Annotated in this window: 25 protein-coding genes and 3 tRNA genes; 14 read left to right on the top strand and 14 right to left on the bottom strand. The window is 64.8% G+C overall.

All coding sequences use genetic code 11. The features are described from left to right. Positions 1–2,309: UvrD-helicase domain-containing protein (locus tag JO236_RS21380; RefSeq protein ID WP_293335289.1), on the bottom strand; the 2,309-nt coding region annotated here is incomplete at its 3' end. Continuing rightward, positions 2,309–5,614: an exodeoxyribonuclease V subunit gamma gene (gene recC, locus JO236_RS21375; RefSeq protein WP_293335286.1), complete on the bottom strand. Its 3,306-nt coding sequence runs from the start codon at positions 5,612–5,614 to the stop codon at positions 2,309–2,311. The genes JO236_RS21380 and recC, both read right to left, overlap by 1 nt. Before the next feature lie 152 nt (positions 5,615–5,766). On the opposite strand from recC, the gene JO236_RS21370 reads away from it, so the two are divergent. Next, positions 5,767–6,282, top strand: coding sequence for a nitroreductase family protein (locus JO236_RS21370; RefSeq protein ID WP_293335283.1), 516 nt, complete (start codon positions 5,767–5,769; stop codon positions 6,280–6,282). A gap of 4 nt (positions 6,283–6,286) precedes the next feature. Then, entirely contained in the window at positions 6,287–7,057 is a 771-nt protein-coding gene (locus JO236_RS21365; RefSeq protein ID WP_293335280.1) for a class I SAM-dependent methyltransferase, read from the top strand. Positions 7,058–7,220: 163 nt separating this feature from the next. On the opposite strand, the gene JO236_RS21360 is transcribed toward JO236_RS21365, so the two are convergent. From JO236_RS21360 to JO236_RS21350, 3 genes are all read right to left on the bottom strand, one after another. Further along, positions 7,221–7,916, bottom strand: a complete 696-nt coding sequence (locus tag JO236_RS21360; protein WP_293335277.1) for a crotonase/enoyl-CoA hydratase family protein — start codon at positions 7,914–7,916, stop codon at positions 7,221–7,223. A gap of 70 nt (positions 7,917–7,986) precedes the next feature. Then, positions 7,987–8,829, bottom strand: a complete 843-nt coding sequence (locus JO236_RS21355) for a hypothetical protein (protein ID WP_293335274.1) — start codon at positions 8,827–8,829, stop codon at positions 7,987–7,989. 131 nt (positions 8,830–8,960) lie between these two features. Continuing rightward, positions 8,961–9,677, bottom strand: coding sequence for an MBL fold metallo-hydrolase (locus JO236_RS21350; RefSeq protein WP_293335271.1), 717 nt, complete (start codon positions 9,675–9,677; stop codon positions 8,961–8,963). Positions 9,678–9,836: 159 nt separating this feature from the next. Between JO236_RS21350 and JO236_RS21345 the strand changes: the two genes are divergently transcribed. The 12 genes from JO236_RS21345 (at position 9,837) to rplA (ending at position 14,865) form a co-directional block, all read left to right on the top strand. Beyond that, complete coding sequence (locus JO236_RS21345) at positions 9,837–10,049, top strand: type II toxin-antitoxin system VapB family antitoxin (RefSeq protein ID WP_293335268.1); 213 nt, start codon at positions 9,837–9,839, stop codon at positions 10,047–10,049. A 97-nt stretch (positions 10,050–10,146) separates the two neighbouring features. Then, positions 10,147–10,219, top strand: a tRNA-Thr gene (locus JO236_RS21340). Between the two features lie 31 nt (positions 10,220–10,250). After that, positions 10,251–10,324 (top strand) — tRNA-Met (locus tag JO236_RS21335). A 55-nt stretch (positions 10,325–10,379) separates the two neighbouring features. Further along, positions 10,380–10,547 carry a 50S ribosomal protein L33 gene (gene rpmG / locus JO236_RS21330; protein ID WP_003898538.1) on the top strand — a complete coding sequence of 56 codons (168 nt, stop codon included), beginning with the start codon at positions 10,380–10,382 and terminating at the stop codon, positions 10,545–10,547. A gap of 53 nt (positions 10,548–10,600) precedes the next feature. Beyond that, on the top strand, positions 10,601–11,080 hold the full coding sequence (gene hadA, locus JO236_RS21325) for a (3R)-hydroxyacyl-ACP dehydratase subunit HadA (RefSeq protein WP_293335265.1): 480 nt from the start codon (positions 10,601–10,603) through the stop codon (positions 11,078–11,080). Then, positions 11,067–11,495, top strand: a complete 429-nt coding sequence (hadB, locus tag JO236_RS21320; RefSeq protein ID WP_293335262.1) for a (3R)-hydroxyacyl-ACP dehydratase subunit HadB — start codon at positions 11,067–11,069, stop codon at positions 11,493–11,495. The genes hadA and hadB overlap by 14 nt, the downstream gene beginning before the upstream one ends. Before the next feature lie 3 nt (positions 11,496–11,498). Next, complete coding sequence (gene hadC / locus JO236_RS21315; protein WP_293335259.1) at positions 11,499–11,999, top strand: (3R)-hydroxyacyl-ACP dehydratase subunit HadC; 501 nt, start codon at positions 11,499–11,501, stop codon at positions 11,997–11,999. Positions 12,000–12,165: 166 nt separating this feature from the next. Then, a tRNA-Trp gene (locus JO236_RS21310) sits at positions 12,166–12,238 on the top strand. Positions 12,239–12,342: 104 nt separating this feature from the next. Beyond that, on the top strand, positions 12,343–12,858 hold the full coding sequence (gene secE, locus JO236_RS21305) for a preprotein translocase subunit SecE (RefSeq protein WP_293335256.1): 516 nt from the start codon (positions 12,343–12,345) through the stop codon (positions 12,856–12,858). A gap of 32 nt (positions 12,859–12,890) precedes the next feature. Beyond that, the gene (gene nusG / locus JO236_RS21300) at positions 12,891–13,604 is read left to right on the top strand and encodes a transcription termination/antitermination protein NusG (RefSeq protein WP_293335253.1); all 714 of its coding nucleotides are present in this window, start codon (positions 12,891–12,893) and stop codon (positions 13,602–13,604) included. A gap of 52 nt (positions 13,605–13,656) precedes the next feature. Further along, a complete protein-coding gene (gene rplK / locus JO236_RS21295; protein WP_293335250.1) occupies positions 13,657–14,088 on the top strand; it encodes a 50S ribosomal protein L11 in 432 nt (143 codons plus the stop codon). A gap of 69 nt (positions 14,089–14,157) precedes the next feature. Further along, on the top strand, positions 14,158–14,865 hold the full coding sequence (rplA, locus tag JO236_RS21290; RefSeq protein WP_293335247.1) for a 50S ribosomal protein L1: 708 nt from the start codon (positions 14,158–14,160) through the stop codon (positions 14,863–14,865). A 76-nt stretch (positions 14,866–14,941) separates the two neighbouring features. Here rplA and JO236_RS21285 read toward each other — a convergent pair whose 3' ends face one another. The 9 genes from JO236_RS21285 to JO236_RS21245 form a co-directional block, all read right to left on the bottom strand. Then, entirely contained in the window at positions 14,942–16,168 is a 1,227-nt protein-coding gene (locus JO236_RS21285) for an RNA polymerase sigma factor (protein WP_293335244.1), read from the bottom strand. 3 nt (positions 16,169–16,171) lie between these two features. Further along, positions 16,172–16,867, bottom strand: coding sequence for a YciI family protein (locus JO236_RS21280; protein WP_293335241.1), 696 nt, complete (start codon positions 16,865–16,867; stop codon positions 16,172–16,174). 109 nt (positions 16,868–16,976) lie between these two features. Continuing rightward, positions 16,977–17,873, bottom strand: coding sequence for a hydroxymycolate synthase MmaA4 (gene mmaA4, locus JO236_RS21275; RefSeq protein ID WP_293335238.1), 897 nt, complete (start codon positions 17,871–17,873; stop codon positions 16,977–16,979). 88 nt (positions 17,874–17,961) lie between these two features. Further along, positions 17,962–18,843 carry a cyclopropane mycolic acid synthase family methyltransferase gene (locus tag JO236_RS21270; protein WP_293335235.1) on the bottom strand — a complete coding sequence of 294 codons (882 nt, stop codon included), beginning with the start codon at positions 18,841–18,843 and terminating at the stop codon, positions 17,962–17,964. A 118-nt stretch (positions 18,844–18,961) separates the two neighbouring features. Then, complete coding sequence (gene mmaA2 / locus JO236_RS21265; RefSeq protein WP_293335232.1) at positions 18,962–19,825, bottom strand: cyclopropane mycolic acid synthase MmaA2; 864 nt, start codon at positions 19,823–19,825, stop codon at positions 18,962–18,964. Between the two features lie 138 nt (positions 19,826–19,963). Continuing rightward, positions 19,964–20,824 carry a cyclopropane mycolic acid synthase family methyltransferase gene (locus JO236_RS21260; protein ID WP_293335229.1) on the bottom strand — a complete coding sequence of 287 codons (861 nt, stop codon included), beginning with the start codon at positions 20,822–20,824 and terminating at the stop codon, positions 19,964–19,966. A gap of 88 nt (positions 20,825–20,912) precedes the next feature. Then, complete coding sequence (locus JO236_RS21255; protein ID WP_293335226.1) at positions 20,913–21,821, bottom strand: alpha/beta fold hydrolase; 909 nt, start codon at positions 21,819–21,821, stop codon at positions 20,913–20,915. A 2-nt stretch (positions 21,822–21,823) separates the two neighbouring features. Beyond that, positions 21,824–23,170, bottom strand: a complete 1,347-nt coding sequence (locus JO236_RS21250) for an ABC1 kinase family protein (RefSeq protein WP_293335223.1) — start codon at positions 23,168–23,170, stop codon at positions 21,824–21,826. A 120-nt stretch (positions 23,171–23,290) separates the two neighbouring features. Further along, positions 23,291–23,476: alpha/beta fold hydrolase (locus JO236_RS21245; RefSeq protein WP_323802186.1), on the bottom strand; the 186-nt coding region annotated here is incomplete at its 5' end.

Genomic DNA, 23,476 nt, shown 5'->3' with positions numbered 1-23,476 from the left:
TGAAAGTGCCGGTTGTCGAGGTCAGGCGGTGTCCCTGGGCCCGGGACGCGTCGAGTCGGCGCGATCACCGACTCCTCCAGAACCGGTCCGCCGGCGGCCTCCCATTCGCGAAACCGCGACCAAGCTTCGTCATCGCTGATCTTCGCGGGCGTACACCGGTCGGGCACCACAGACTCGCCCGGTCGCCGACCCCGTAACAGCCGCGACAGACCACCATTGGGCTCGTCGAAAGCCGGTGACCACCAGGCCACCACCTGCGACTGGGCCCGGGTCATCGCAACGTAGGTCAATCGGCCGTCGTCGTTCGCGGCCTCCGTGGCGCCCAGCTTTTCGACGGTCGTGAAATCGGGGCTGTCCTTGCCGCCGATGTGCAGGCAACGCACGCCGTCATCGTGGAACAGCACCAGATCGCGTTGCTGGACATTGCGATTGAACGCGAACGGCAGATACACCACGGGGTATTGCAGCCCCTTGCTCACCCACACCGTCATGATCTGAACGGCGGCGGCATCGCTGTCGATGCGCCGATTGCGTTCTGTTGCCCCGCCTCGTTCTTCGCGCTGGCCGCGCAGCCAGTCACGCAGCGCCGGCAGCGTGAACCGCTCGCGGTGCGCGGTGTCCTGCAGAAGCTGGGTCACGTGCGCGAGGTCGGTCATGTGCCGCTCTCCGTCTTGCCACGACAGCACGCGGTCGCTCATGCCATTCAACTGCGCGGCCTCGAAGATGGCGGCCACCCCGCGCTCGCGCGCGTAGCCCGCCCACTCCCGCAAGGTCTCGGCGACCCGATCGGTCAGCGCATCACCGCCTGCGGCAAGGTCTTTCGCGGTCGCGCCGAAGAACATGGTCGCTGCTGCGGCGCGCACGACGCCGGGGCGATGGGTCTGATCGAATGCCTCCAATAGTGACAGCCAGTCATCGGCGGCCTCCGATCTGAAGACGTCCGAGTCGCCCGTGTAGACGGCGTGGACGCCCGCCTCGGTCAGCGCGCCGTGACACGCTCGCGCGTCCGTGTGCTTCTCGACGATCACCGCGATGTCACCGGGCTGCAGCGGCTTGCCGTCGAACGTTGCGCCGCTGGCCAGCAGGTTCCCGATGTCGGCGGCGAGGTCCCGCCCGATGTGCTCCCGCAGATCAGCGATGCTCAGGTTCTGAATGCCGCTGCGGCCGAATGTCGTTCGGCGTACCACGCGCAGCCGCAACGGATCGTTGTGCGGTGCACCTGCCAGCCGGTGGCCACGGTGATGGGCATCGACCTTGCGGACCACGATCGCGGGGTCACCGAGTTCGGCGCCGAGCAGGACGGCCTGCAGCCGATCGACGAGTGCGCTGTCGCTGCGCCAGTTGGTGGCCAGCGTCCGTTTGTCGCCCGCCGTCTGGGCCGCATGAAGGTAGGTGACGATGTCGCCGCCGCGGAACGCATAGATCGCCTGCTTCGGATCGCCGATGAGGATCAGGGTGGAGCGCCCGCTGAATGCGCGGTCTATCACCTGCCACTGCACCGTATCGGTGTCTTGAAACTCGTCGACCATGACGATGGGCCAGCGCTGATGCATCCGCAGCCGGGCAGGAGAGTCGTCGCTGTCGAGCGCGTCGGCCAGTCGGCTGAGCAGGTCGTCATAACCCAGGACGCCCCGCCGTCGCTTGCGTGTCTCCAGCTCGGCGAGAACGTCTTCCGCGAAGTTAACCCGCACGGCAGCCTGCGATCCGGGTTGCGGGTCGCGCGGGCGCAGCATGGTCGACGGGTTGTTGACGACAGTGCGGGCGATTCGCAGGGCATCGGGGTAGCCAAGTGCGGGATCGTCGCGCTCACTACCGAAGCGGGCCAGGTAGAGATCGTCGACGATTTCGGCGACCAACTCGTCGAGGTCCTCGACCAGCGTCACACCCGCGTCGGTGTCGCCGGCCACGCCCAGCGATCTCAGCACCAGCTGGCAGAACTGGTGCGTCGTTGCGATCGTCGCCGAGTCGAATCCGGCCAGCGCGTCGCGCAGACGTTGCTTTCTGCCGTCACGGTCGGCGGCGGTGCCGTCAATCAGGTAGGCCGTCAATTGGGTGTCGCCGGCGTTCGCGAGATCGTCGAAAGCCCTTAGTGCATCAACAATTTGGCAGCGGACGCGTTCCCGAAGCTCTTGGCTGGCCGCCCGCCCGAAGGTGATGAGCAGCATCTGGTCGAGCGTCGCGTGGCCCTCGGCCACGTAGCGGGTCACCAGAGCGGCCAACGTGAACGTTTTGCCGGTTCCGGCGCTGGCTTCCAGCACGGTGGTCGAGCGCTCCGCCGGCAAGCGTCCCACGAGATCGAAGGGTTGCATCAGCCGACGGTCCTCTCGGCGCGCAGCATGGGCAGCCAGAGCCGCGCGGCGTAGGCACCTAGACGGTTGTCCTCGCCGTCATACTCCTCGCCGGGCCGGACTGGCTGCATCAGGTCGGTCAGTCGTGCGTTTTTGCCCCAGGCGCGCTCGTGCGCGGGCGCTTGGTCTTCGGCGGGGTATCGCTCTTTCGACTTCCACCGGAACAATGCCGCTTGTACCGGGTCGTCGCCGCAGTGCCGGGCGACCGCCCAGGCGTAGGAAGTCTTGATGGGCAACGGAATCGGCTCTCGTCGTCCGGTGTCGTAGATCGCCACCAGATCCCGGAGCACATCGACCGCTTTGTCCTGCGGGCGTCCGAGCCCCTCCTGCCGTGCAGCGGTGCCTTTCTTCTGCCGGCCGATGCAAACGGCCGACCAGTCGCGGTCCGGGTCGTGAGCGTGCAACGCCAACAACGGAATCCACGATTCGAGTAGGTGCTTGCCGTCCAGCCTGGAGTACGTCAGCGACACCAGACGCTCGCCGAACACCTCTGACACCGTGCCGGTCAACCGCCGTGAGCCGAGGTCGATATCGACGTCATACGCCGCGGCCTCGATCTTGGGGGCCCTGCGGTGTCGCAGCGCCGCCTCCGCCAACACCGCGGCCTGATCGCGGATCTCGGTTACCTTGCGCCAGCCCAGCTGGCCGGGAGGCAATGTGCCACGACGCCATTCCGCATGTCGCGCCGCGTCCGGTTCCATGCCGGCCAGCATGTCGCCCAGCATCCGATCGCCGACCGTCCACTCCTCGAGTGCGTTGATGTCCACCGGCATTGCATCTTCGACGCCGTCGACGTCCCATGGCAGCGTGTACTCGAGCGCTCTGAAGAATCCCTTGACCGGATCCTTGAAGAAGGCGGCCAAGTCGGCGAGGAGTACGTCGTCCGGCTCATGCGGCGGCAGTGGTTCGCAGATGAACTTCGGCTGCTCGGCGCGTTCGCCGGCGGCGGTGCGAGCCGCCCGCAGCACCGTCGGATCGAAGCTGAAGGGCACGCCCGGCACTAGCCTTCCGCGTTCGACGTTGCGAACGTCGAACGGCTGCAAGGGATGTTCGACGACGACGCGAGAGCGCACCTTTTCCGGCGTCGTTACGTCGAGGGTGTCGAGCAGTTCGGCCAGCGGCACGGCGGGAGGTCGGCGTTGCCCGGAGTATTCGTTTGCGCCGGTGTAGGTGATGACCAGATTGTCGGTGGCCGCACAGATGGCGTCGAGTAGCAGTTGCCTGTCCTCAGAACGGGTGTCGCGCTCACCGGTCTGCGGCCGCCGCGCCAGCGCGTCGTCGCCGTCGACGACACCGATCCGCGGAAACACGCCGTCGTCGAGCCCGACCAGGCAGACCACCCGGTGCGGGACCGATCGCATCGGTACCATCGTGCAGACCGTCAGTGTGCCAGTGCGGAAGTTGGCACGAGTGGGCCGCCCCGCGAGCTGCCGTTGCAGTAGCGCGCGGATATCCGGTAGGCGCAGCAGAGTTTCGGTCCGCGAGCCCGCGGTGTGGAGTATCCCGGCGAATTCGCGCTGTAGCTGACTGGTCTGCCACGCGTCTTGCGACGAGTCTCCGTCGTCGACGCGGGTCAAGGCTTCGATGCCGTCGGTCAGTGCGGCCAACCACTGCCGCAGCGACCGGGTTCCGGTGAGCGAATCCACGACTCGGCGCAACCGGTCGACGTATTCGGCGAATTGGCCGGCCAGTTCGACCCGGTTGCTGCCGACGTCGTCGAGGGGCAGCGTTGAGTCGATCCAGGAGTGGGATACCTCCGACATCGCAACACCGGCCAATACGCGATCGATCCCGAATTGCCAAGTGTTGTGGACGAAGTCGACGCCGAAGGGCACGCGGTGTTCCCGGTCGAAACCCCAGCGGATGTTCGACTGCCGGACCCAACGGGTGATGTTCTCCAGATCGTCGTCGTCGAAAGCGAAGCGGGCGCGCACCGGCGCGGCTTGGGCGAGGTTGAGCACCTCGCTGGCGGTGACCCTGCTGCCGGCCAGGGCAAGCAGTTGCGATGCCACGCCGAGGAGTGAATTGGTTTGCAGCAGTGATCGATCGGCGAGCCGCACCCGAAGCCGATGCGCAGGATGTGCGCCGCGCACGACGTCGCCCAGGCCGAAGTCCGCGACGATCAATGGTGCATACGTTTCGATGTCGGGGCACATCACCAGGATGTCGCGGGGCTCTAGCGTGGCGTCGTCCGCCAGCAAGCCCAGCAACACCTCGCGCAACACATCGACCTGCCGCGCCGGACCGTGACAACTGTGCACCTGTACCGACCGGTCATCGACCGCCAGCGTGCGGCCTTGTGACCGAACCGCGTTGGCGGCCAGGTCAGATTGCAACCAGCCGAGCAGAGTGTCGGGTCGATCGGCGCCTCGCAACGCGTCGTCGGTCGCGGGAGTGGGAAGGCTGCGTTGCAGCTCGCGGAGGTCCCGACCCAGGGTTGCCAGCAGGGGATTTTTGACCTCTCGGTGGCTGGTGTCCTCGCGCCGCGGTACCACGCCGCGCAGCCCGGCGAGGGCGCGCCACAGTGCGTCGCTGGGGTGCGGCAGCCACAGGTGCAGGTCGTGGTGGGTGGCTGCCGCGCCGAGCAACTCGACGTCGGTGATGGCCAACCGGGTGTGGCCGAACAGCGACAGTCGGGAGGGCAGGTCGGCCGGACCCTCCCGCAGGCGGGCGATGGTCTTCGCGTGGCGGACATGCGGGGGATCGGCGGCCACGATCCCGACCAGTGCTCGCCACAACTCCGGTTGCCAGGACAGGTCGGTATCAAGGTCGCCCGGATCGCCGTCCAGCCAGTCGGCCAGCAGCCGGGGGCGTTGTCGCGCGTAGGAGGCGAACATCCCGGCCAGGCGGCGGGCCACCGAATATCGCCGTCCCCGGCGCAAATCCGCCTCGGCCCCAATGTCAAAGTGGCCCAAATGTTTTGCCAGTGTCCGACACCACGGCTCGTCCAGTGAGCAGTCGATGATCTCCAGCAGTGGCCAGGCCATCGTCTCCGGCGACCACGGGTCGTCGTCCACCGTGCCGGTGAGCTCGGCGATCAACGATCGCGGACTCCGGAATGACACGCTCGCGCAGACGCCGTCCCGGCCGCCGGGCCCACAGCCCAGCACATGCGAAAGCCGCTGGCTCAACCACCGCTCCACACCGCGCGCCGGGACCAGCACCAGCTCCTCGGCGAACGGGTCGGGCGGCGGGTCGGCCAACAGCGCGCCGAGCCCATCGGCAAGCAGATCGGTGCGCTCGGCACGGTGCAGATGAAGCGCCATCGGGCGCCACCATAGACCGTCACACCGACGAGGTGACGCACTCATCTGCATGGTGGTGTGACGGACGGAGCGGCAACCGACGTGAGCAGGGCATCGCGCGCCGATCAGTAGGCTCGGGTTGACGAGCATCCGGCACACGGGAGAGAGACGAGATGGAAGCTTGGGACGCGATCTGTGCCCGGCGCAATGTCCGGCAGTACACGACAGATCCGGTTTCGGAAGCCGATTTGAACCGCATCGCCGAAGCCGGGTGGCGGGCGCCGTCCGCGAAGAACCGTCAGCCATGGGACTTCGTCATTGTCACGAATCAGGCTCAGCTGCAGGAACTTTCGACGGTCTGGCGCGGCGCCGGCCATATCGCGTCGGCTACCGCCGCGATCGTGCTGGTCGTCCCGGTGCCCCCGGACGACCGCCGGCTGGTGGTCGACCAATACGACGTCGGCCAGGCCACCATGGCGATGATGATCGCGGCCACCGACCTGGGGATCGGCACCGGTCATTCGTCCGTCGGCGACCAGGAGAAGGCACGCGCGATCCTGGACGTTCCCGATGACCACGTGGTCGCCTTCATGCTCGGTATCGGCTATCCCGCGGATCGGCCGCTCACTCCGATCCGCAAACCGAATAGGCGGCCGTTCGCCGAGGTCGTGCATCGCGGACGGTGGTAATCGCATGACGGAGGCAGCTCTGGCAGCGCGCGAACGCAACGGCGACTACGGCTACGACGGCTCCTTTCACACCGTTTCGGCCAGGGCGCAGGTTGCGACGGTCGCGGCAGGTTCGGCCGGCCTGTTCACGCTGGCCGGTGCCAGCCTGAGCCGGGGACACCGGCTGGCGGCAGCGGTGGCGGGGGTGTCGGCAGTCGAGCTACTGGCGACCGCGGCGTCTTATATCTACGCGACGCGATCGGGGAAGTTCCGGGTGTGGGAGCGGGTCCTCGACGACCTGAGGCTGCGCGGCGACGAGACCTTGCTCGACCTCGGGTGCGGTCGAGGCGCGGTGTTGCTCGCCGCAGCCAAGCGGCTGCCGCGGGGCCATGCGATCGGCGTCGATCTGTGGCAGGCCGACCAAACCGACAACTCCGAACAGGCCACGCTGGCCAACGCTGTTCTGGAGAACGTCGCCGATCGCGTCGAGCTGCACACCGCCGACATGACCTCGCTGCCGTTGGACGACGAGAGCGTCGACGTGATCGTCAGCAACCTGGCCATTCACAACATTGCGTCGCATGCTGGTCGACGGCAGGCGCTGGACGAGGCGGTGCGCGTGCTGCGGCGGGGCGGTCGACTCGCCATCGCCGACTTGTGGGAGACCCGTCAGCACGCGGCCCGGCTGCGCGAGCTGGGCTGGCGAGATGTGCGACGCCGCAACCTCGGATGGCGCATGTGGTACGGCGGCCCGTGGTGTTCCACGCGCCTGGTCACCGCGACGAAACCGGGCTGAACCGCTGGGTCTGAGCCAGCCATCAACTTTCTCGACTTCGAAGCATCTCCCGGGTCGAATACCGCCAACGGATCCGCCGGTGCCAATAGAATCCGAAACGGAGGAGGCACCGGAGGAGGAAATGGGTGATGCGGTTGCTGCGGCAACCGCATCACCCAACGGTTCACAGACCGAACTCGGCCTCGATCCCGTCGATCCCCGCGCGTATCGCCTTCAGCGCGTCGGCGCGGGCACGCAGCTTGGTCGCGGCATGAGCCTGCTGGTTGAGCCCGGCGAATTCCCGCGCGGCTTCCTCGCAGCGGCTGAGCACCATCTCGGGCAACACGATCTCGTCGACAAAGCCCGCGGCAAGGGCGGTTTCACCGAAGAACGTCTTCGCCAGCCCGGTGGCCTGCTGGTAGGCCGACCGGGTCAGCCGCAGCTTCATGATCTCCATCGCCGCGTAGGGAATCGTCATGCCGATCGCGACCTCGTTGGCCTGAATGTTGTACGCGTGCGCGGCCACCCGGTGGTCGGCGGAGGACAACAGAAACGCGCCCATGGCAATGGCCGGTCCCGTGCAGGCGATCACCACCGGCTTGGGGTAGGACAGCAGCCGATAGGCCAACTCGAAGCCGCCGCGGAGCATGTCGATCGCGGGCTGGACCTCGCCGGAGGTCAGGATCTTCAGGTCGAAGCCGCCGCTGAACACGCGCTCGTTCCCGCTGAGTACCAGCGCCCCGACGTTGTCCCGGTCGGCGTTGTCGATCGCGTCGTTGATGGCCTGTTGCATCGCCGGGCCCAGCGCGTTGACTTTGCCGTCGTCCATCCGGATGAATGCGATGGAGTCGTTGTGGCGGTAGGTGACTGGACCGGTCATGGGTTGATTGAAGCAGATCGGCGACGGAGGATTCCGGCACGTACGAAGTTAGACCCCTGGGCCGGGCGCGTCAGACGCGCTGGCTGCGATGCTTGCCCAGTTCGGCTTCCCCGTCACCCCAGCGCAGGCTGACGTCGGTGGGCTCTTCGAGCTGGCGCGTGCGCCATCTGTCCTGAGTTTCCGCCACGGCGCGATTCATCCGTTCGATCTCGCCGCGGAACACCTCGGGGCGCGTTTCCTTGCTCACGTAGTGGAAGTAGGTCAACAGGCTGCGCAGCAGCTCCAACTTCTGCTTTTCCCGCTTGGCCAGGTCGTGGGTGGTCATCAACTCGATGCGCTGAACGGGGGGCAGGGCATCCCAGTCCAGCACCACTTTGGTCTCCAGGGGACGCCGGGGACGCTCCCAGAACCGCCAGCCGCGCGGCTTTTCGGGGCGATCGAAGTAGGTCACGGCCCCGGTGAAGCGGGATTCGACGCCCTGCCCGATTTCGGCACGGTCCAGCGCCGAATCCCACACCATCCGCCACTCCTGCCCGGGCGCCAGCGTTGGCAGCTCGCGGGGGAGCTGCAGTTCGACGACGTCCGCGTAACCGTCGGAGGCATTCTCGTATTCGGCCACGGTCGGCGGATTCTCGAACGAGAACTCGATGTCGTAGGCCGCGGTCTGCCCGAAGTTCCTGACCACCAGCTCGATCACATGCCAGTCCGAGACGTGCGGTTCCATATACATCGCAACCTGGGGCCGCGTGTTTTCGGCGGCCAGCGCACGGTTCCGCTCGAGTTGGCGGTACGTGAAGATCAGTGCGACGACGCCGAGCGCGATTGACGCCCACGCGGCCCACGCCAACCAGGTACTGGACTCGACCTCGGTGAACCCATCCCAGCCGCCCTGGACCCACCCCATGGAATCCATCCTCCGCTTATATCACAGTGCTGTTGGACCGAATTCTTCTTTTCATTAGTTTTTCAATTGTTTTTCAATGATTTGATAGTAGTGCTTGTCCGACGGCGCATTGCTGCCAGCAGAGAATCGTGACCCCAAGCTCAGCCGCCCATCAACATCCGCCATTGATTGAGGTCGGCAGCGCGATACACATAGTTGGATCGCTTGACCTCCGACAACGATGCGCTGGGGTCGGCCGAATACCAGTGACCGGGAAACACCGTCGGGTCGCCTGGAAGCCGCGCAAGCTGCTGCAGGCTGCGGTACATCTCGTCGGAGTCGCCGCCCGGAAAATCGGTGCGCCCACAACCTTCCAGGAACAAAGTGTCGCCGGCCACCAGCCGGTCGTCCAAGAGGAAGCACTGGCTGCCCGGCGTATGACCGGGCGTGTGCAGCAGCTCGATTTCGATGTCGCCGATGTCGAGCTTGTCGTGGTTCTCATGGGCGGTCAGGTCGGCCATTCCGATTCCGGTGACGCGCGAAACCCACTGCGCCTCATGGGTATTCACGTGCACCGGCACGGGTGCGCGCTCCAGCAACTCGGCCAATCCCTTGAGCTGAAAACCCATCATCGATCCGCCGACATGGTCGGGGTGATGATGCGTCACCAGCACTCCGGACAGGTGCATCCCGTCGCCCTCAAGCGCGTCAAGGAGATCCCCCGCGGCGTATGCCGGGTCGACCACCATGCAGTCGCCGGTCTGGCGGTCGCCGATCAGGTAGGCAAAGTTGCGCATTTGCACCGCGAACATGTCGCCGGACGCGAAATCGCGACCGGAGAGCAGCTGACGGAAATACAGCCGGTCGGAATCTGACACGTCACCAGACTAGGACCCGAGCAGTGGGCTTCGTAATTTGGCGGTCCGTTTCGCGGGCCGTCGCCGGTCGTTCGAACCGCTGCATTCCGCGCCGGACGACCGAGGTGATCTGGGTATTCGTAAGTTTCAGCCGTCAAGTGCGATGGGTATGGTTGCTCCATGCGCAAGCGGGTCGAGATCGAGGTAGACGATGACCTGGTTCAGGAAGCCATTCGGCGATTCCACCTTGCCGACGCGCGAGAAGCGGTCCATCTTGCTCTGAATGCCCTGCTTAGCGAGGCGGACGATTCCGACAAGCAGCCGGAAGAGGAATACGACGAGTTCAGCGATCTCAGCGCGTGGGAACCGCACCGAAACCGCGACGCCGGTTGAGCCCTGATCGCCTCGGTCACCTGTAGTTTGGTTACGTTGCGTGCCAGGTTGTACCCTCTTTTAGGCCCGCGGGACGACTGGTCGCTACGGGTGAACGGCCCCCTTAGCTCAGTCGGTAGAGCGTTTCCATGGTAAGGAAAAGGTCAACGGTTCGATTCCGTTAGGGGGCTCGGCGGACGCCGAGCAGGCTGGCGTACCCGAGGCGATGTAGCTCAGTCGGTTAGAGCGAACGACTCATAATCGTTAGGTCGCCGGTTCGAGTCCGGCCATCGCTACAGCACAGCACTGTGACCTGAGAGAAGATTTGCAGAGAGTTGAGAGAGAAGAGAAATGGCTTCCAGTACCGATGTGCGGCCGAAGATCACATTGGCATGCGAGGTGTGCAAGCACCGTAACTACATCACCAAAAAGAACCGCCGCAACGACCCGGACCGCCTGGAGCTGAAAAAATTCTGCCCCAACTGCGGCAAGCACCAGGCGCACCGCGAAACACGCTAGCGCCGCGCACATATCTTGAGACTGATCCAAAAAGCTAGGTAGGTTCTACAGCCGTGGGGTTGAGCACAGAGATCACCGGGATGCACTACCGCTACCCGGACTATTACGAGGTCGAGCGAGAAAAGATTCGCGAGTATGCGGAGGCCGTGCAGAACAGCGACGCCGCGTTCTTCCAGGAGGCCGCGGCCGCCGAACTCGGTTACAAGGGGTTGCTGGCTCCGTTGACGTTCATCTGCGTGTTCGGCTACAAGGCGCAGTCGGCGTTTTTCAAGCACGCGAACATCGCGGTCGCGGACCAGCAGATCGTCCAGGTCGACCAGGTGCTCAAATTCGAGAAGCCGATCGTGGCCGGCGACAAGCTCTACTGCGACGTCTACGTGGATTCTGTGCGTGAGGCGCACGGCACGCAGATCATCGTGACCAAGAACGTCGTCTCGAACGAAGCGGGGGAGACTGTCCAGGAGACCTACACGACCCTGGCGGGCCGTGCCGGCGAGGATGGAGAAGAGGGATTTTCTGATGGCGCTGCGTGAGTTCAGTTCGGTGCAGGTGGGCGATCAACTACCGGAAAAGACCTACCCGCTGACCCGACAGGACCTGGTGAACTACGCGGGGGTATCGGGTGACTTGAACCCGATCCACTGGGATGACGAGATCGCCAAGGTCATTGGGCTGGACACCGCGATCGCCCACGGCATGTTGACGATGGGGCTCGGCGGCGGTTACGTCACCTCTTGGGTCGGCGATCCGGGCGCGGTCACCGAATACAACGTGCGCTTCACCGCGGTGGTACCGGTGCCCAACGACGGCAAGGGTGCCGAGCTGGTGTTCAGCGGCCGGGTGAAGTCGGTCGACCCGCAGAGCAAGTCGGTGACCATCGCTCTCACCGCCACCAGCGGCGGCAAGAAGGTGTTCGGTCGGGCCATTGCGTCGGCGAATTTGGCGTAGCCCGTGGCACTCAAGACCGATATCCGCGGAATGATCTGGCGGTATCCGGATTACTTCGCCGTGGGCCGTGAACAGCTGCGCGAATTTGCCCGTGCCGTCAAGTGTGACCACCCGGCTTTCTTCAACGAGCGGGACGCCGCCGAACTCGGTCACGCCGCGATCGTCGCGCCGCTGACCTTCGTCTCGATTTTGGCCAAATACGTCCAGGTGGACTTCTTCCAGCATGTCGACGTCGGGATGGAGAGGATGCTGATCGTCCAGGTCGATCAGCGGTTCGTGTTCTTCAAGCCGGTGTTGGCTGGAGACAAATTGTGGGCCCGGATGGACATCCAGTCGGTGGATGAGCGGTTCGGTGCCGACATCGTCGTCACCAAGAACGTCTGCACCAACGACGAGGGCGAGCTGGTGTTGGAGGCCTACACCACCCTGATGGGCCAGTACAGCGACGGGTCCGCCAACCTGAGATGGGACAAGGAATCAGGTCAGGTCGTCAGAACCGCGTAATTAGTACTGGTTCCTGCGCGTATGTAGGATCTAGTACACTCGGACCTCGGGGTTTCCCAACATCAGCGCGCTTTCCGTGGATCGAAACGGCGGGGGGCGCGCGTGTCATGTAAGCCCCGGCGCAGGAGGTCGGCTTGGCTCGTTTGGGCTGGCCTGCCAACGGCGAAGGGGCGTAGCTCAACTGGCAGAGCAGCGGTCTCCAAAACCGCAGGTTGCAGGTTCAAGTCCTGTCGCCCCTGCAGAAGGCGAACACGTGCCATGGTGGACACTGGGAAAAGCGCCCGATCGAGCCCGATCGGACCGGCACGGCTCGCGGGATAGCTAGCGAACAAAGGAGCATGCGGTGAGCGACGAGGGCGACGCTGCCAACGACGCCGCAAGCGACGGCGGCGACACCCAGGACGACAGCCGCGGGAGCGGCGGCCGGACGGCCCTGGTGACCAAAGCTGCATCGCGGCCGCAGCGGCCCACCGGCAAGCGGTCCAGGCAGAAACTGGTGGACAGCGAGGACGCTGAGCCGTCGGCTGATGACAAGGAGTCGTCAGCCGAGGACGCAGATGCCAAGGGCGACTCGAAGACCTCCAAAGCCAAGAAGGCCGGCTCGAAGGCGGCCAAGGCCAAGGCGGGCCGAGGCAAGAAGGCCAAGAAGAAACCGGGCGCCGGATCCGCCAACCCGATCGTATTCGTCTACAACTACCTGAAGCAGGTCGTTGCCGAGATGCGGAAGGTGATCTGGCCGAACCGTAGACAGATGATCACCTACACCTCGGTAGTGCTGGCGTTTCTGGCCTTCATGGTGGCGCTGGTGGGTCTAGCCGATTACGGCCTGACCAAGCTGGTGATGTTGGTGTTCGGCTAAGGCTTGAGTGTTGATAGAGAGGACTGAAAACCGTGACTACCTTCGACGGTGACGCGTCCGCGGGTGAGGCGGCGGTCGACGTGCAAGAACCCGGAGTCGGCACCGAAGCCCCGCTTGAGGAGGTCGACCCGGCCGCAGCGCTCAAAGCGGAGCTGCGTAGCAAGCCCGGCGACTGGTACGTCATCCACTCCTACGCGGGATACGAGAACAAGGTCAAGGCCAACCTCGAGACCCGGGTGCAAAACCTCGACGTCGGCGACTACATCTTTCAGGTGGAGGTACCCACCGAGGAGGTCACCGAGATCAAGAACGGCCAGCGCAAGCAGGTCAACCGCAAGGTGTTGCCCGGCTACATCCTGGTGCGGATGGATCTGACCGACGATTCGTGGGCCGCGGTGCGCAACACCCCGGGCGTCACCGGTTTCGTGGGCGCGACGTCGCGACCCTCGTCGCTGGCGCTCGACGACGTGGTCAAGTTCCTGCTGCCGCCGGGATCGGCAAAGAAGGCGGCGAAGGGCGCGGCCAGCACCGCCGCGGCTGCCGACACGGGTGGGCTGGAGCGTCCCGTTATCGAGGTCGACTACGAAGTGGGCGAATCGGTGACGGTCATGGACGGACCGTTCGCGACATTGCCGGCCACCATCAACGAGGTCAACGCCGAACAGCAGAAGCTCAAGGTGCTGGTGTCGATCTTCGGTCGGGAAACACCGGTGGAGTTGACCTTTGGCCAGGTCTCCAAAATCTAGTCCGGTCGGGCAAGCAAACTAGGCCAAATCCAGGAAGGAACATCGACATCTCATGGCCCCGAAGAAGAAGAAAGTCGTCGGGCTGATCAAGCTGCAGATTCAGGCCGGGCAGGCCAACCCCGCCCCGCCCGTCGGCCCCGCGCTCGGCCAGCACGGCGTCAACATCATGGAGTTCTGCAAGGCGTACAACGCCGCCACGGAGAATCAGCGCGGCAACGTCATCCCGGTGGAGATCACGGTCTACGAGGACCGCAGCTTCACGTTCGCGCTGAAGACACCGCCCGCCGCCAGGCTGCTGCTCAAGGCCGCCGGCGTGGGCAAGGGCTCGGCCGAACCGCACAAGACCAAGGTCGCAAAGGTCAGCTGGGATCAAGTTCGCGAGATCGCCGAGACCAAGAAGGCCGATCTGAACGCCAACGACGTCGACGCCGCAGCCAAGATCATCGCCGGGACCGCCCGGTCGATGGGCATCACCGTCGAATAACTCCACCCCGTGGGAGGGCCAGCTACGGCCCGACAAACCAACCACGACCCAACACAGATTGGACGAACAATGAGCAAAACCAGCAAGGTATACCGCGCCGCCGCCGAGAAGATCGACCGTGGCAACCTCTATACCCCGCTGCAGGCTGCCAAGCTCGCCAAGGAGACGTCGTCGAGCAAGCAGGACGCGACCGTCGAGGTGGCGATCCGGCTCGGTGTTGACCCGCGCAAGGCGGACCAGATGGTCCGCGGCACGGTCAACCTGCCGCACGGCACCGGCAAGACCGCTCGGGTCGCGGTGTTCGCCGTCGGCGAGAAGGCCGAGCAGGCCCAGGCCGCCGGGGCCGACGTGGTCGGCACTGACGACCTGATCGAGAAGATCCAGGGTGGCTGGCTGGAATTCGACGCGGCGATTGCGACCCCGGATCAGATGGCCAAGGTCGGTCGTATCGCGCGCGTGCTGGGTCCGCGTGGCCTGATGCCGAACCCCAAGACCGGCACCGTCACCCCCGACGTCGCCAAGGCCGTGGCCGACATCAAGGGCGGCAAGATCAACTTCCGCGTGGACAAGCAGGCTAACCTGCACTTTGTCATCGGCAAAGCGTCGTTCGACGAGAAGAACCTGGCGGAGAACTACGGCGCCGCACTCGACGAGGTGCTGCGGCTCAAGCCGTCGTCGTCGAAGGGGCGTTACCTGAAGAAGATCACGGTGTCGACGACGACAGGGCCGGGCATCCCGGTCGACCCGTCCGTCACCCGCAACTTCGCGAAGGGCTAGTCCCCCGCGCGAGCAGACGCAAAAGCTCCTATTTGCTCGGCGTGTCGGGTGCTTTTGCGTCTGCTCGGCAGATTGGCTACCCGCCGCACTCGGCGACGCGGCGCCGCAGGAAGTCGCGGCCCGGCTCGGATCCGTTGGACTCCAACGCGACTCGGTACCACCTGAGGGCTTCGGCGGGCCGTCCCGCTCGACGCAGTAGATCGGCGTGAATCGAGGCGACCAGATTCGAGTGCGCCAGCCGCGGATCGTGGGCAACCTGCTCAAGTGCCGTCAGGCCAGCGTCGGGCCCATCGCGGAGACCGACCGCCAGCGCCCGGTTGGCCAGCACCACGGGCGATTCGGTGATCTGCAGCAACCTGTCGTAGGCCGCGCAGATGGCGGTCCAATCGGTCTGCTCCCAAGACGGCGCCGTCGCGTGCAGCGCGGCGATCACCGCCTGGGGCAGATATGGGCCGGTCGATCCTTCGGCCCGACGCAGCCGATCCAGGCCGCGGACGATGCGGCCGCGGTCCCACCGGCCGCGGTCCTGGTCCTCGAGCGAGACCAATGTCCCGGAGTCGTCGACCCGCGTTGCCCGTCGCGAATCATGCAGCAGCACCAGGGCTGCCAGGGCGTGTGCTTCCGCTTCGCGCGGCATCAGCGTGCACAGTTCGCCGGCCAGTCGGACGCCTTCGTCGCACAGTTCGTCGCGTATCGCCGACGGTCCCCCGGTCGACCAATAGACCTCGGTGAATACGGAATAGACGCAACTGAGTACATGCGGCGTGCGCTCGGGTAGCAGCTCGGCAGGCGGCACCCGCAGCGGGATATTGGCATGCCGAATCTTGTTCTTGGCGCGCGTGATTCGCTGGGCGACAGCCGCCTCGGTCTGCAGGAGCGCACGGGCTATCTCGGCGACGGTCAATCCGGTCACCAGTCGCAGTGTCAGCGCCAGTTGCGACTGCCTGTCCAAGGCCGGGTGCGCACAAGTGAACATCATCCGCAGTTCGTCGTCGCGAACCGGGTGCGGATCGGTGTGATCGGTGCGGGCCCGTATGTGGTCCGCGTTGCTTCTCAAGGCCGCCAATTCCTTTCCGGGACGGGCGGATTCGCGGCGTAGTCGATCGCGGGCCCGGTTGCGGGCGACGGTCACCAGCCACCCGCCGGGAGTATCCGGCACACCGTCGCGGGGCCAGGTGCGAAGCGCTTCGGCGCAGGCTTCCTGGACGGCGTCCTCGGCGACGGTGAGGTCGCCGGACCAGCGCGCGAGCGCGGCAACGGCGGGTCCCCATTCCCGGCGGAAGACGCCGTCCAGGTTGGTCATGTCCTACAGGCCGGAGACTCCCGCCAACCGGCGCAGCTCAACGGCCGAGGCGGGGATCATCGCGGCCAGTTTGGCCGCCTCGTCACGGTCGGCGGCGGACAGCAGGTAGAAGCCGGTGGCGACCTCGGCGCCTTCCGCGAACGGCCCGTCGGTCAGCAGAACCCGGGCGTCGCGTACCCGCACCGTCGTTGCCGTCGTCGATGCCTGCAATGCGGCGCCGCCGACAATGTGATCGCCTGCGGAAGCGGCGAATTCACCGTGCCGCGCCGCTTCCGCCTCCCACTCCGGCGTGCCTGGTGTGTTTGCGGATGCCTGTGGCTCGAGCAGCAACGCCAGCCACTCGCCGCCGCGCGGCCAATCGGGATCGAACGCGTGATACGTCGGCCGGACTTCGATCGCACCGTTTTGGGCGGCCGGGATGTCGCGGGCCAGGGCCAGCGCCTCGTCGAGATTTTCGGCTTCGAACACGTAATAGCCCCCGGCCACTTCGGCACCCTCGGTAAATGGGCCGTCGGTGACGACCGGCGCGTCTGGGCCACCGGTGATGCGCAGCGCGGCCGCCGCCGGCGTTAAGGCGTCTCCGGCACGGATCGCTGCGGCGGCCTTGGCGTGGAAGTTCTGGTACTTGGCCATCTCGGCCGCACGTTCGTCAGGCGTAAGGTCGCGTTCCTTGCCGATCAACAAGGCGAGGTACTGCATGTGTGGTCACCTCCGATAGCGAGCGGAACCCTGTGTTCCACTCTCTACCGTTTCGACGAACAACGCACCAGCGATCCGACACCGGCGGCGGAAGAAGTTCTCACCGGAGCTAGTTCAAAGCACCCGGCTTGAGGTAGGTCACCAGGCTGCAGTCGAGCATCTCGTCCTCGAAGTAGTGCTCGCAGCCGCGCAGGTACTTCATGTACCGGTTGTAGACCTCTTCGGAGGTGATATCGATTGCCCGGTCCTTGTTGGACTCCAGGGTGTCGCCCCAGATCCGCAGTGTCTTGATGTAGTGCGGTTGCAGCGAAAGTGGCTCGGGCACAACGAAACCGGCCTTTTCGCCGTGTTCGACCATCATCTCGGTGGACGGTAGGCGTCCACCGGGAAAGATCTCGGTGATGATGAACTTGATGAAGCGAACCGTCTCGAAGGTCAGTTTCTTACCACGGGCGGCCATGTTGTAGGGGTGGTAGCTGACGCTGCTTTGAACGGTCATGCGGCCGTCGTCGGGCATGATGTCGAAACACCGCTTGAAGAAGTCGTCGTAGTTCTCGTGTCCGAAGTGCTCGAAGGCCTCGATGGAGACGATCCGGTCGACGGGCTCGCTGAAATCTTCCCAGCCGTGCAGCAGCACCCGGCAGGAGCGGTTGGTGTCGACCGAACCCAGCACCTGCTGGCTGCGGGCGTGCTGATTCTTGGACAGAGTCAGGCCGACGACGTTGACGTCGAACCGCTCGACGGCTCGCCTCATGGTGGTGCCCCAACCGCAGCCGATGTCCAACAGCGTCATCCCCGGCCTGAGGTCCAGCTTGTCCAGGTTGAGATCGATCTTCGCGTACTGGGCTTCTTCGAGCGTGAGGTCCGGTGGCTCGAAGTAGGCGCAACTGTAGGTCCGGGACGGATCCTGGAACAGGGCGAAGAAATCGTCGGAGACGTCATAGTGGGCTTGGATGTCTTCGGAGCGCGTCCGCGTCTTGGTCTGTGTCGTCGGTTCCTCAGCCATAACCGTTGTAGTTCTCCTGGATCGTATTGACTGCTTAACCGCACGCGGGAAGCCTTTGGCCGGGCCGTTGCCTGTATGCCGGGAAAGTCTACTTCGCCAGCGTGAACTGATTGCAGTCGATATAGCCGACCCGGAACCCCTTGGCGCAGCCGGTGAGATATCGCATGTACCGCGCGTAGACCTCTTCGGACTGGATTTCGATGGCCTCGTCCTTGCGCGTCTGTAAGGCCGCGGCCCACAGGTCAAGTGTCCTGGCGAAGTCCGATTGCAGCGACTGGTTGCGTTCCACCCGGAAACCGGCCTTCGTCGCATGCTCGACAACACGCTCGATCGTCGGTAGCCGGCCGCCCGGGAAGATCTCGGTGACGATGAACTTGATGAACCGGGCCATCTCGAACGACAGCGGCAAGCGGCGGTCCAGGATTTCTTTCGCGGGTAACCCGGTGATCGCATGCAGCAGCATCACGCCGTTATCGGGCATCGCGGCGTAGGCGAACTTGAAGAAATCGTCGTAGCGCTCGTATCCGAAGTGCTCCAGCGCCTCGATGGTGACGATCCGGTCGACCGAGTCGCTGAAGTCGGCCCAGTCACTGAGCATGACCCGATGCGATCGGCTCGTGTCGACTTGGTCGAGCATCCGCTCGCAGTAGGCGTGCTGGTTCTTGGACAGCGTCACGCCGACCACGTTGACGTCGTACTTCTCGATGGCCCGTTTCATGGTCGAACCCCAGCCGCAGCCGACGTCGAGCAGGGTCATGCCGGGCTCGAGCCCCAACTTGTCGAGCGTCAAGTCAAGCTTGGCGATCTGTGCCTCGTGCAGAGTCATGTCGTCGCGGTCGAAATATGCGCAGCTGTAGGTGCGCGTCGGGTCCTGGAAAAGCATGAAGAATTCGTCTGACAGGTCGTAATGTGCCTGCACGTCGTCGGTGTGCTGCTGCGTATGCGTGGAACCTGGCATGTTGTCCGACATGTGCCCTCCCCTGGCGACGGGCACCTCGGCCGGGTGACCATCCCCGCACGCTACACGTGGCAGGGCCGATCCCTGGGATTTGCGGACGCGTCAGGCGCTGTTTCTCAGCGCGCTCGACTCACTTCTCGAGGGTGAACTGGTTGACGTCGATATAACCGACCCGGAATGAATTGGCGCAGCCCGTCAGGTACTTCATATAGCGCTCGTAGACTTCCTCGGACTGGATCTCGATGGCCTCGTCCCGGTGCGCCTCCAAGGCCTGCGCCCACAGGTCGAGCGTCCGGGCGTAGTGCGGCTGCAGGGACTGGCGGCGGGTCAACGTGAAGCCCGCACGCGCCGAGTGCTCCTCGACCTTCTCGATCGACGGCAAGCGGCCGCCCGGGAAGATCTCGGTCACGATGAACTTAATGAACCGGGCCATCTCGAAGGTCAGCGGCAGGCCTCGCTCGGCGATCTGCGGTCCGGTCAAACCGGTGATCGTGTGCAGCAGCAGCACGCCGTCGGAGGGCAGGATTTTGTTGGCCAGTGCGAAGAAGTCGTCGTACCGATCATGGCCGAAGTGCTCGAACGCGCCGATGGACACGATGCGGTCGACGGGCTCGTCAAACTGCTCCCAGCCGTTGAGCACGACCCGCCGGCTGCGCGGGCTGTCCAGTTCGTCGAACGACTTCTGTACGTGCGCGGCCTGGTTCTTGGACAACGTCAGGCCCACGACGTTGACGTCATACTTCTCGATCGCCCAGCGCATGGTGGCGCCCCAGCCACAGCCGACGTCGAGCAGCGTCATTCCAGGCTGCAGGCCCAGCTTCCCCAGCGCCAGATCGATCTTGGCGATTTGCGCCTCTTCCAGCGTCATGTCGTCGCGCTCGAAGTAGGCGCAACTGTAGGTCTGGGTCGGGTCCAGAAACAGCCGGAAGAAGTCGTCGGACAGATCGTAGTGCGCCTGCACATCGTCGAAGTGCGGCTTCAGCTGATCAGCCATAACTCTGTGTAATGCCTTTCCGGACCTAACGCAGGTCCTACGGCAGTCTCCCCGACGGACGTCCGGGTCATGCTAGCCGATGGAACGGCACACGAGTGCGCGGCGCGTGGGCTACACCAGGTTAAAAACCTGCTGACACTACTTCGCCAGGGTGTATTGGGCGACGTTGGAGATGCCTTTGCGGAACAGATTCGCGCAGCCGGTCAGATAGCGCATATAGCGGTCGTAAACCACTTCGGACTGGATGGCGATGGCTTGTTCGCGGTTGGCTTCCAGGTTGGCCGCCCAGGTGTCCAAAGTTCGCACGTAATGCTCTTGTAGGTACTGAATCTTTTCGACTGTGAACCCCACGGCCTCGGAATTGTCGACGATATCGGCTTCGCTACACATTCCCCCGCCCGGGAAGATTTCGGTGCCGAGAAAGCGAAAGAACCGCAGATCGCTCATCGTCACGGTGATGCCATGGTCACGCCAGTACGTCTGCGGATGGGTGAATATGCTGTGCAGCAGCATTCGTCCGTCGTCGGGAAGGATGTCGTAGGTGCGTTCGAAGAACAGTGGCCAACGCTCCTTTTTGAACGCATCGAAGGCCTCGAAGGTGACGATCCGGTCGACCTTCTCGTGGAACTCTTCCCAGCCCTGCAGGCGCGCCTCGGCGCGCCGTTCGGTGGGGATCGCGGCCAGCCTGGCCGTGCTGCGTTGGTAGTGATTGCGACTGAGCGTCAGGCCGATGACGTTGACGTCGTACTTCGTCACGGCCCGCACCAGCGCTCCGCCCCAGCCGCAACCGACATCGAGCAACGTCATCCCCGGCTCCAGGTTCAGCTTGTCCAGCGCCAGATCCAACTTCGCGGTTTGCGCCTCTTCCAGGGTCATGTCGTCGCGCTCGTAATAGGCGCACGTGTAAACCATGTTGGGGTCCAGAAACAAGCCGAAGAACTCGTCTGAAATGTCGTACGTCGACTGCGACTCTTCGAAATACGGTTTCAGCTCAGCCATTTGACAAAAACCTCCAAGAAACCACGGCGGCCCGTGAACGTGTGCAGGGTACTCATAAGTTCAACTTTCAAGCCATCCGGCTGGATGTCTAACCGGCTTCGGCGAAGTTGCGCGTAAGCTCGCCGATCACTTTATCCCATAGTTGTTTGGGCAGGTCATGGGCCATGCCTTCGAATAATGCGAAGCGGGCACCCCTGATAGCCCGGGCGATAGCCCGGCCGCCGGAAGGTCGCATCAGCTTGTCGGCCGCGCCGTGGATCACCACTGTCGGCGCCGTGATGAGCCGGTCGTAATGCACCAAGCTGCCGCTGGCCAGCACCGCGCTGAACTGCCGGGAGATGCCCCAGGGGTAGAAGCTGCGGTCGTAGTTCTCGGCGGCGTCGGCACGAATCTCGTCCTCGGGAAGCCGGTAGGGGGGTGGGCTACCGGTGATGTGGGTGACGCGCACGACGTTATCGACAATCACCTCGCGCCGCGAATTGGGCGGCGGTCCCTTGAGGACGGCCAGCAGGGCACGCGGGGCGGGCGGCGGCAGGAACGGACGATTGTTGCTGGAGAAGATGACGGCCAGGGACCGAGTGCGCTGGGCGAAGCGCGCCGCGAAGACCTGGGCGATCATGCCGCCCATCGACGCGCCGACGACGTGGGCGCGGTCGATGCCCAGATGGTCCAGCAGGGCCGCCGCGTCGTCGGCCATGTCTTCCAGCGCATACGGCGCCTCGCTGCGGCGGCCGACCCAGAAGCGCACTATCCGGCCGGCCAGCCCTTGTTCGGTGGCGGGACGGTCGGTCTTGGTGGACAGGCCCACGTCCCGGTTGTCGTAGCGGATGACCCGGAAGCCCTCGCCGACCAGCTTCTCGCAGAAGCCCGTCCGCCAGAGCAGCAACTGGGCGCCCAGGCCCATGATCAGCAGCACGGGCGGGGCGCCGACGTCGCCCATGTCCTCGTAGTAGAGCTTCACCTGTCCAGACGGGGCGGTGCCGGTACGAACCTGCACTATCAGACCTCGACGTCAGACTGATGCTCGCGGCTGACCTCGACCATGAAATTGGCGAAGTATCCGGTCAACTGCGGGTCGGACATCATCTGCCACTTCGGCGCCAGCAGCTTCATGTACCGCTCGACGTAGAGGAACTGCTTGCCGATAAGCACCAGCTCGCGCGGCAGCTTGACGTCATAGGCGTCGGCCAGCGCCGACAGCTGCTTACCGATGTCGGCATAGGACATGTCGCCCAGCGACTGCATGGTCAGCGGGGTGGCGAAGCGCTCCAGGTCCTTGGCGGCCTGGGCCTCGGGCTTCATGGTTCCGACCGCGCCCATCAGGACGACGATCTTGCCCGCCGAGGCGTGGTCCTTTTTCACCAGCAGCGCATACACCAGCTCGCGCAGCAGCCAGCGGGTGCGCGGATCGATGCGGCCCATGATCCCGAAGTCGAAGAACACGATGCGGCCCTGGTCGTCGACGTAGAGGTTTCCGGCGTGCAGGTCACCGTGGAACAGCCCGTGGCGCAGTCCACCCTCGAACACGCTGAACAGCAGCGCCTTGACCAGCTCGGTGCCGTCGAATCCGGCCTTGCGGATGGCGGCGGCGTTGTCGATGCGGATGCCGTGCACCCGCTCCATGGTCAGCACCCGCTCGCTGGTGAAGTCCCAGTGCACGTGGGGCACCCGGATGTTCTTGCCCAGGGGTGAGGCGTGCAGGTGGGAGACCCAGGCCTCCATCGACTGCGCCTCGAGGCGGAAGTTCAGCTCCTCGGCCAGGTTGTCGGAGAAGTCGGCGACGACATCCTGGGCGGAAAGCCGGCGGCCCAGCTTGGCCAGCTCGACGGCCTGGGCGAAACGCTGCAGGATCTGCAGGTCCGCGGCGACGCGGCGACGGATGCCGGGCCGCTGAATTTTGACGACGACGTCCTCGCCGGTCTTCAGGGTGGCGTAGTGCACCTGCGCGATGGACGCCGAGGCGAACGGCTCTGGCTCGAATTTGGCGAACAGCGTGGACGGCTCGTCGCCGAGATCCTCGACGAAGAGCTTTCGCACCTCGTCGGTGTCGGCCGGTGGCACTCGGTCGAGCAGTCCGCGGAATTCGCGGGAAAGCGATTCGCCGAACGCACCCGGGCTGGAGGCGATGATTTGTCCGAATTTGACGTAGGTGGGCCCGAGATCGGCGAACGTCTGCGGGATTTCCTTGATGACTTTCTGCCGCCAGGCACCCTTCCCGGTGAGCTTGCTGACCACGCGGGCGGCGGTGCGGGTCACCTGCCAGCCAGTCACGGCTACCCGGGCCGCTTCGACCGGCAAAGGCACCCGGTCAAGCCTGGCCACCTCGCGGTGTTTGGTGGAACTCATTCCAGCAGTGTCTCAAATTGCCCAGGTCGGTACCGAATCACGCAGGTCACGGGCGTGACTGCGGACCTCGCGCGGGGGACAATGGCGAGAATTTTGGCCTGGCGAAATCTCGCCATGGTTTCACGTTCGGCGCGCGAAATTCTCCCGCAGCGTCTCGATGATCGGACGCCACACCGGTTCGGGAAGGTCGTGACCCATGCCGTCGACCACGACGAAGCGCGCGCCCGGGATGGCCGCGGCGACGGCCCGCCCGTTGCGCGGCCGCAGCATCGGGTCCACCGAACCGTGCAGCACCACCGTCGGGGC

This window comes from Mycobacterium sp. (assembly GCF_019247635.1).
Classification (GTDB): Bacteria; Actinomycetota; Actinomycetes; order Mycobacteriales; family Mycobacteriaceae; genus Mycobacterium.
The sequence above is the reverse complement of the archived record's forward strand: the minus strand, read 5'-3'. Positions and strand labels throughout refer to the sequence as shown.

Excerpts from the sequence above, each read along its gene's own strand:
- recC (WP_293335286.1), bottom strand. The coding sequence starts at position 5,614 with ATGGCGCTTCATCTGCACCGTGCCGAGCGCACCGATCTGCTTGCCGAT.
- JO236_RS21370 (WP_293335283.1), top strand. The coding sequence starts at position 5,767 with ATGGAAGCTTGGGACGCGATCTGTGCCCGGCGCAATGTCCGGCAGTAC.
- JO236_RS21365 (WP_293335280.1), top strand. The coding sequence starts at position 6,287 with ATGACGGAGGCAGCTCTGGCAGCGCGCGAACGCAACGGCGACTACGGC.
- JO236_RS21360 (WP_293335277.1), bottom strand. The coding sequence starts at position 7,916 with ATGACCGGTCCAGTCACCTACCGCCACAACGACTCCATCGCATTCATC.
- JO236_RS21355 (WP_293335274.1), bottom strand. The coding sequence starts at position 8,829 with ATGGATTCCATGGGGTGGGTCCAGGGCGGCTGGGATGGGTTCACCGAG.
- JO236_RS21345 (WP_293335268.1), top strand. The coding sequence starts at position 9,837 with ATGCGCAAGCGGGTCGAGATCGAGGTAGACGATGACCTGGTTCAGGAA.
- rpmG (WP_003898538.1), top strand. The coding sequence starts at position 10,380 with ATGGCTTCCAGTACCGATGTGCGGCCGAAGATCACATTGGCATGCGAG.
- hadB (WP_293335262.1), top strand. The coding sequence starts at position 11,067 with ATGGCGCTGCGTGAGTTCAGTTCGGTGCAGGTGGGCGATCAACTACCG.
- rplK (WP_293335250.1), top strand. The coding sequence starts at position 13,657 with ATGGCCCCGAAGAAGAAGAAAGTCGTCGGGCTGATCAAGCTGCAGATT.
- rplA (WP_293335247.1), top strand. The coding sequence starts at position 14,158 with ATGAGCAAAACCAGCAAGGTATACCGCGCCGCCGCCGAGAAGATCGAC.
- JO236_RS21285 (WP_293335244.1), bottom strand. The coding sequence starts at position 16,168 with ATGACCAACCTGGACGGCGTCTTCCGCCGGGAATGGGGACCCGCCGTT.
- JO236_RS21280 (WP_293335241.1), bottom strand. The coding sequence starts at position 16,867 with ATGCAGTACCTCGCCTTGTTGATCGGCAAGGAACGCGACCTTACGCCT.
- mmaA4 (WP_293335238.1), bottom strand. The coding sequence starts at position 17,873 with ATGGCTGAGGAACCGACGACACAGACCAAGACGCGGACGCGCTCCGAA.
- JO236_RS21270 (WP_293335235.1), bottom strand. The coding sequence starts at position 18,843 with ATGTCGGACAACATGCCAGGTTCCACGCATACGCAGCAGCACACCGAC.
- mmaA2 (WP_293335232.1), bottom strand. The coding sequence starts at position 19,825 with ATGGCTGATCAGCTGAAGCCGCACTTCGACGATGTGCAGGCGCACTAC.
- JO236_RS21260 (WP_293335229.1), bottom strand. The coding sequence starts at position 20,824 with ATGGCTGAGCTGAAACCGTATTTCGAAGAGTCGCAGTCGACGTACGAC.
- JO236_RS21250 (WP_293335223.1), bottom strand. The coding sequence starts at position 23,170 with ATGAGTTCCACCAAACACCGCGAGGTGGCCAGGCTTGACCGGGTGCCT.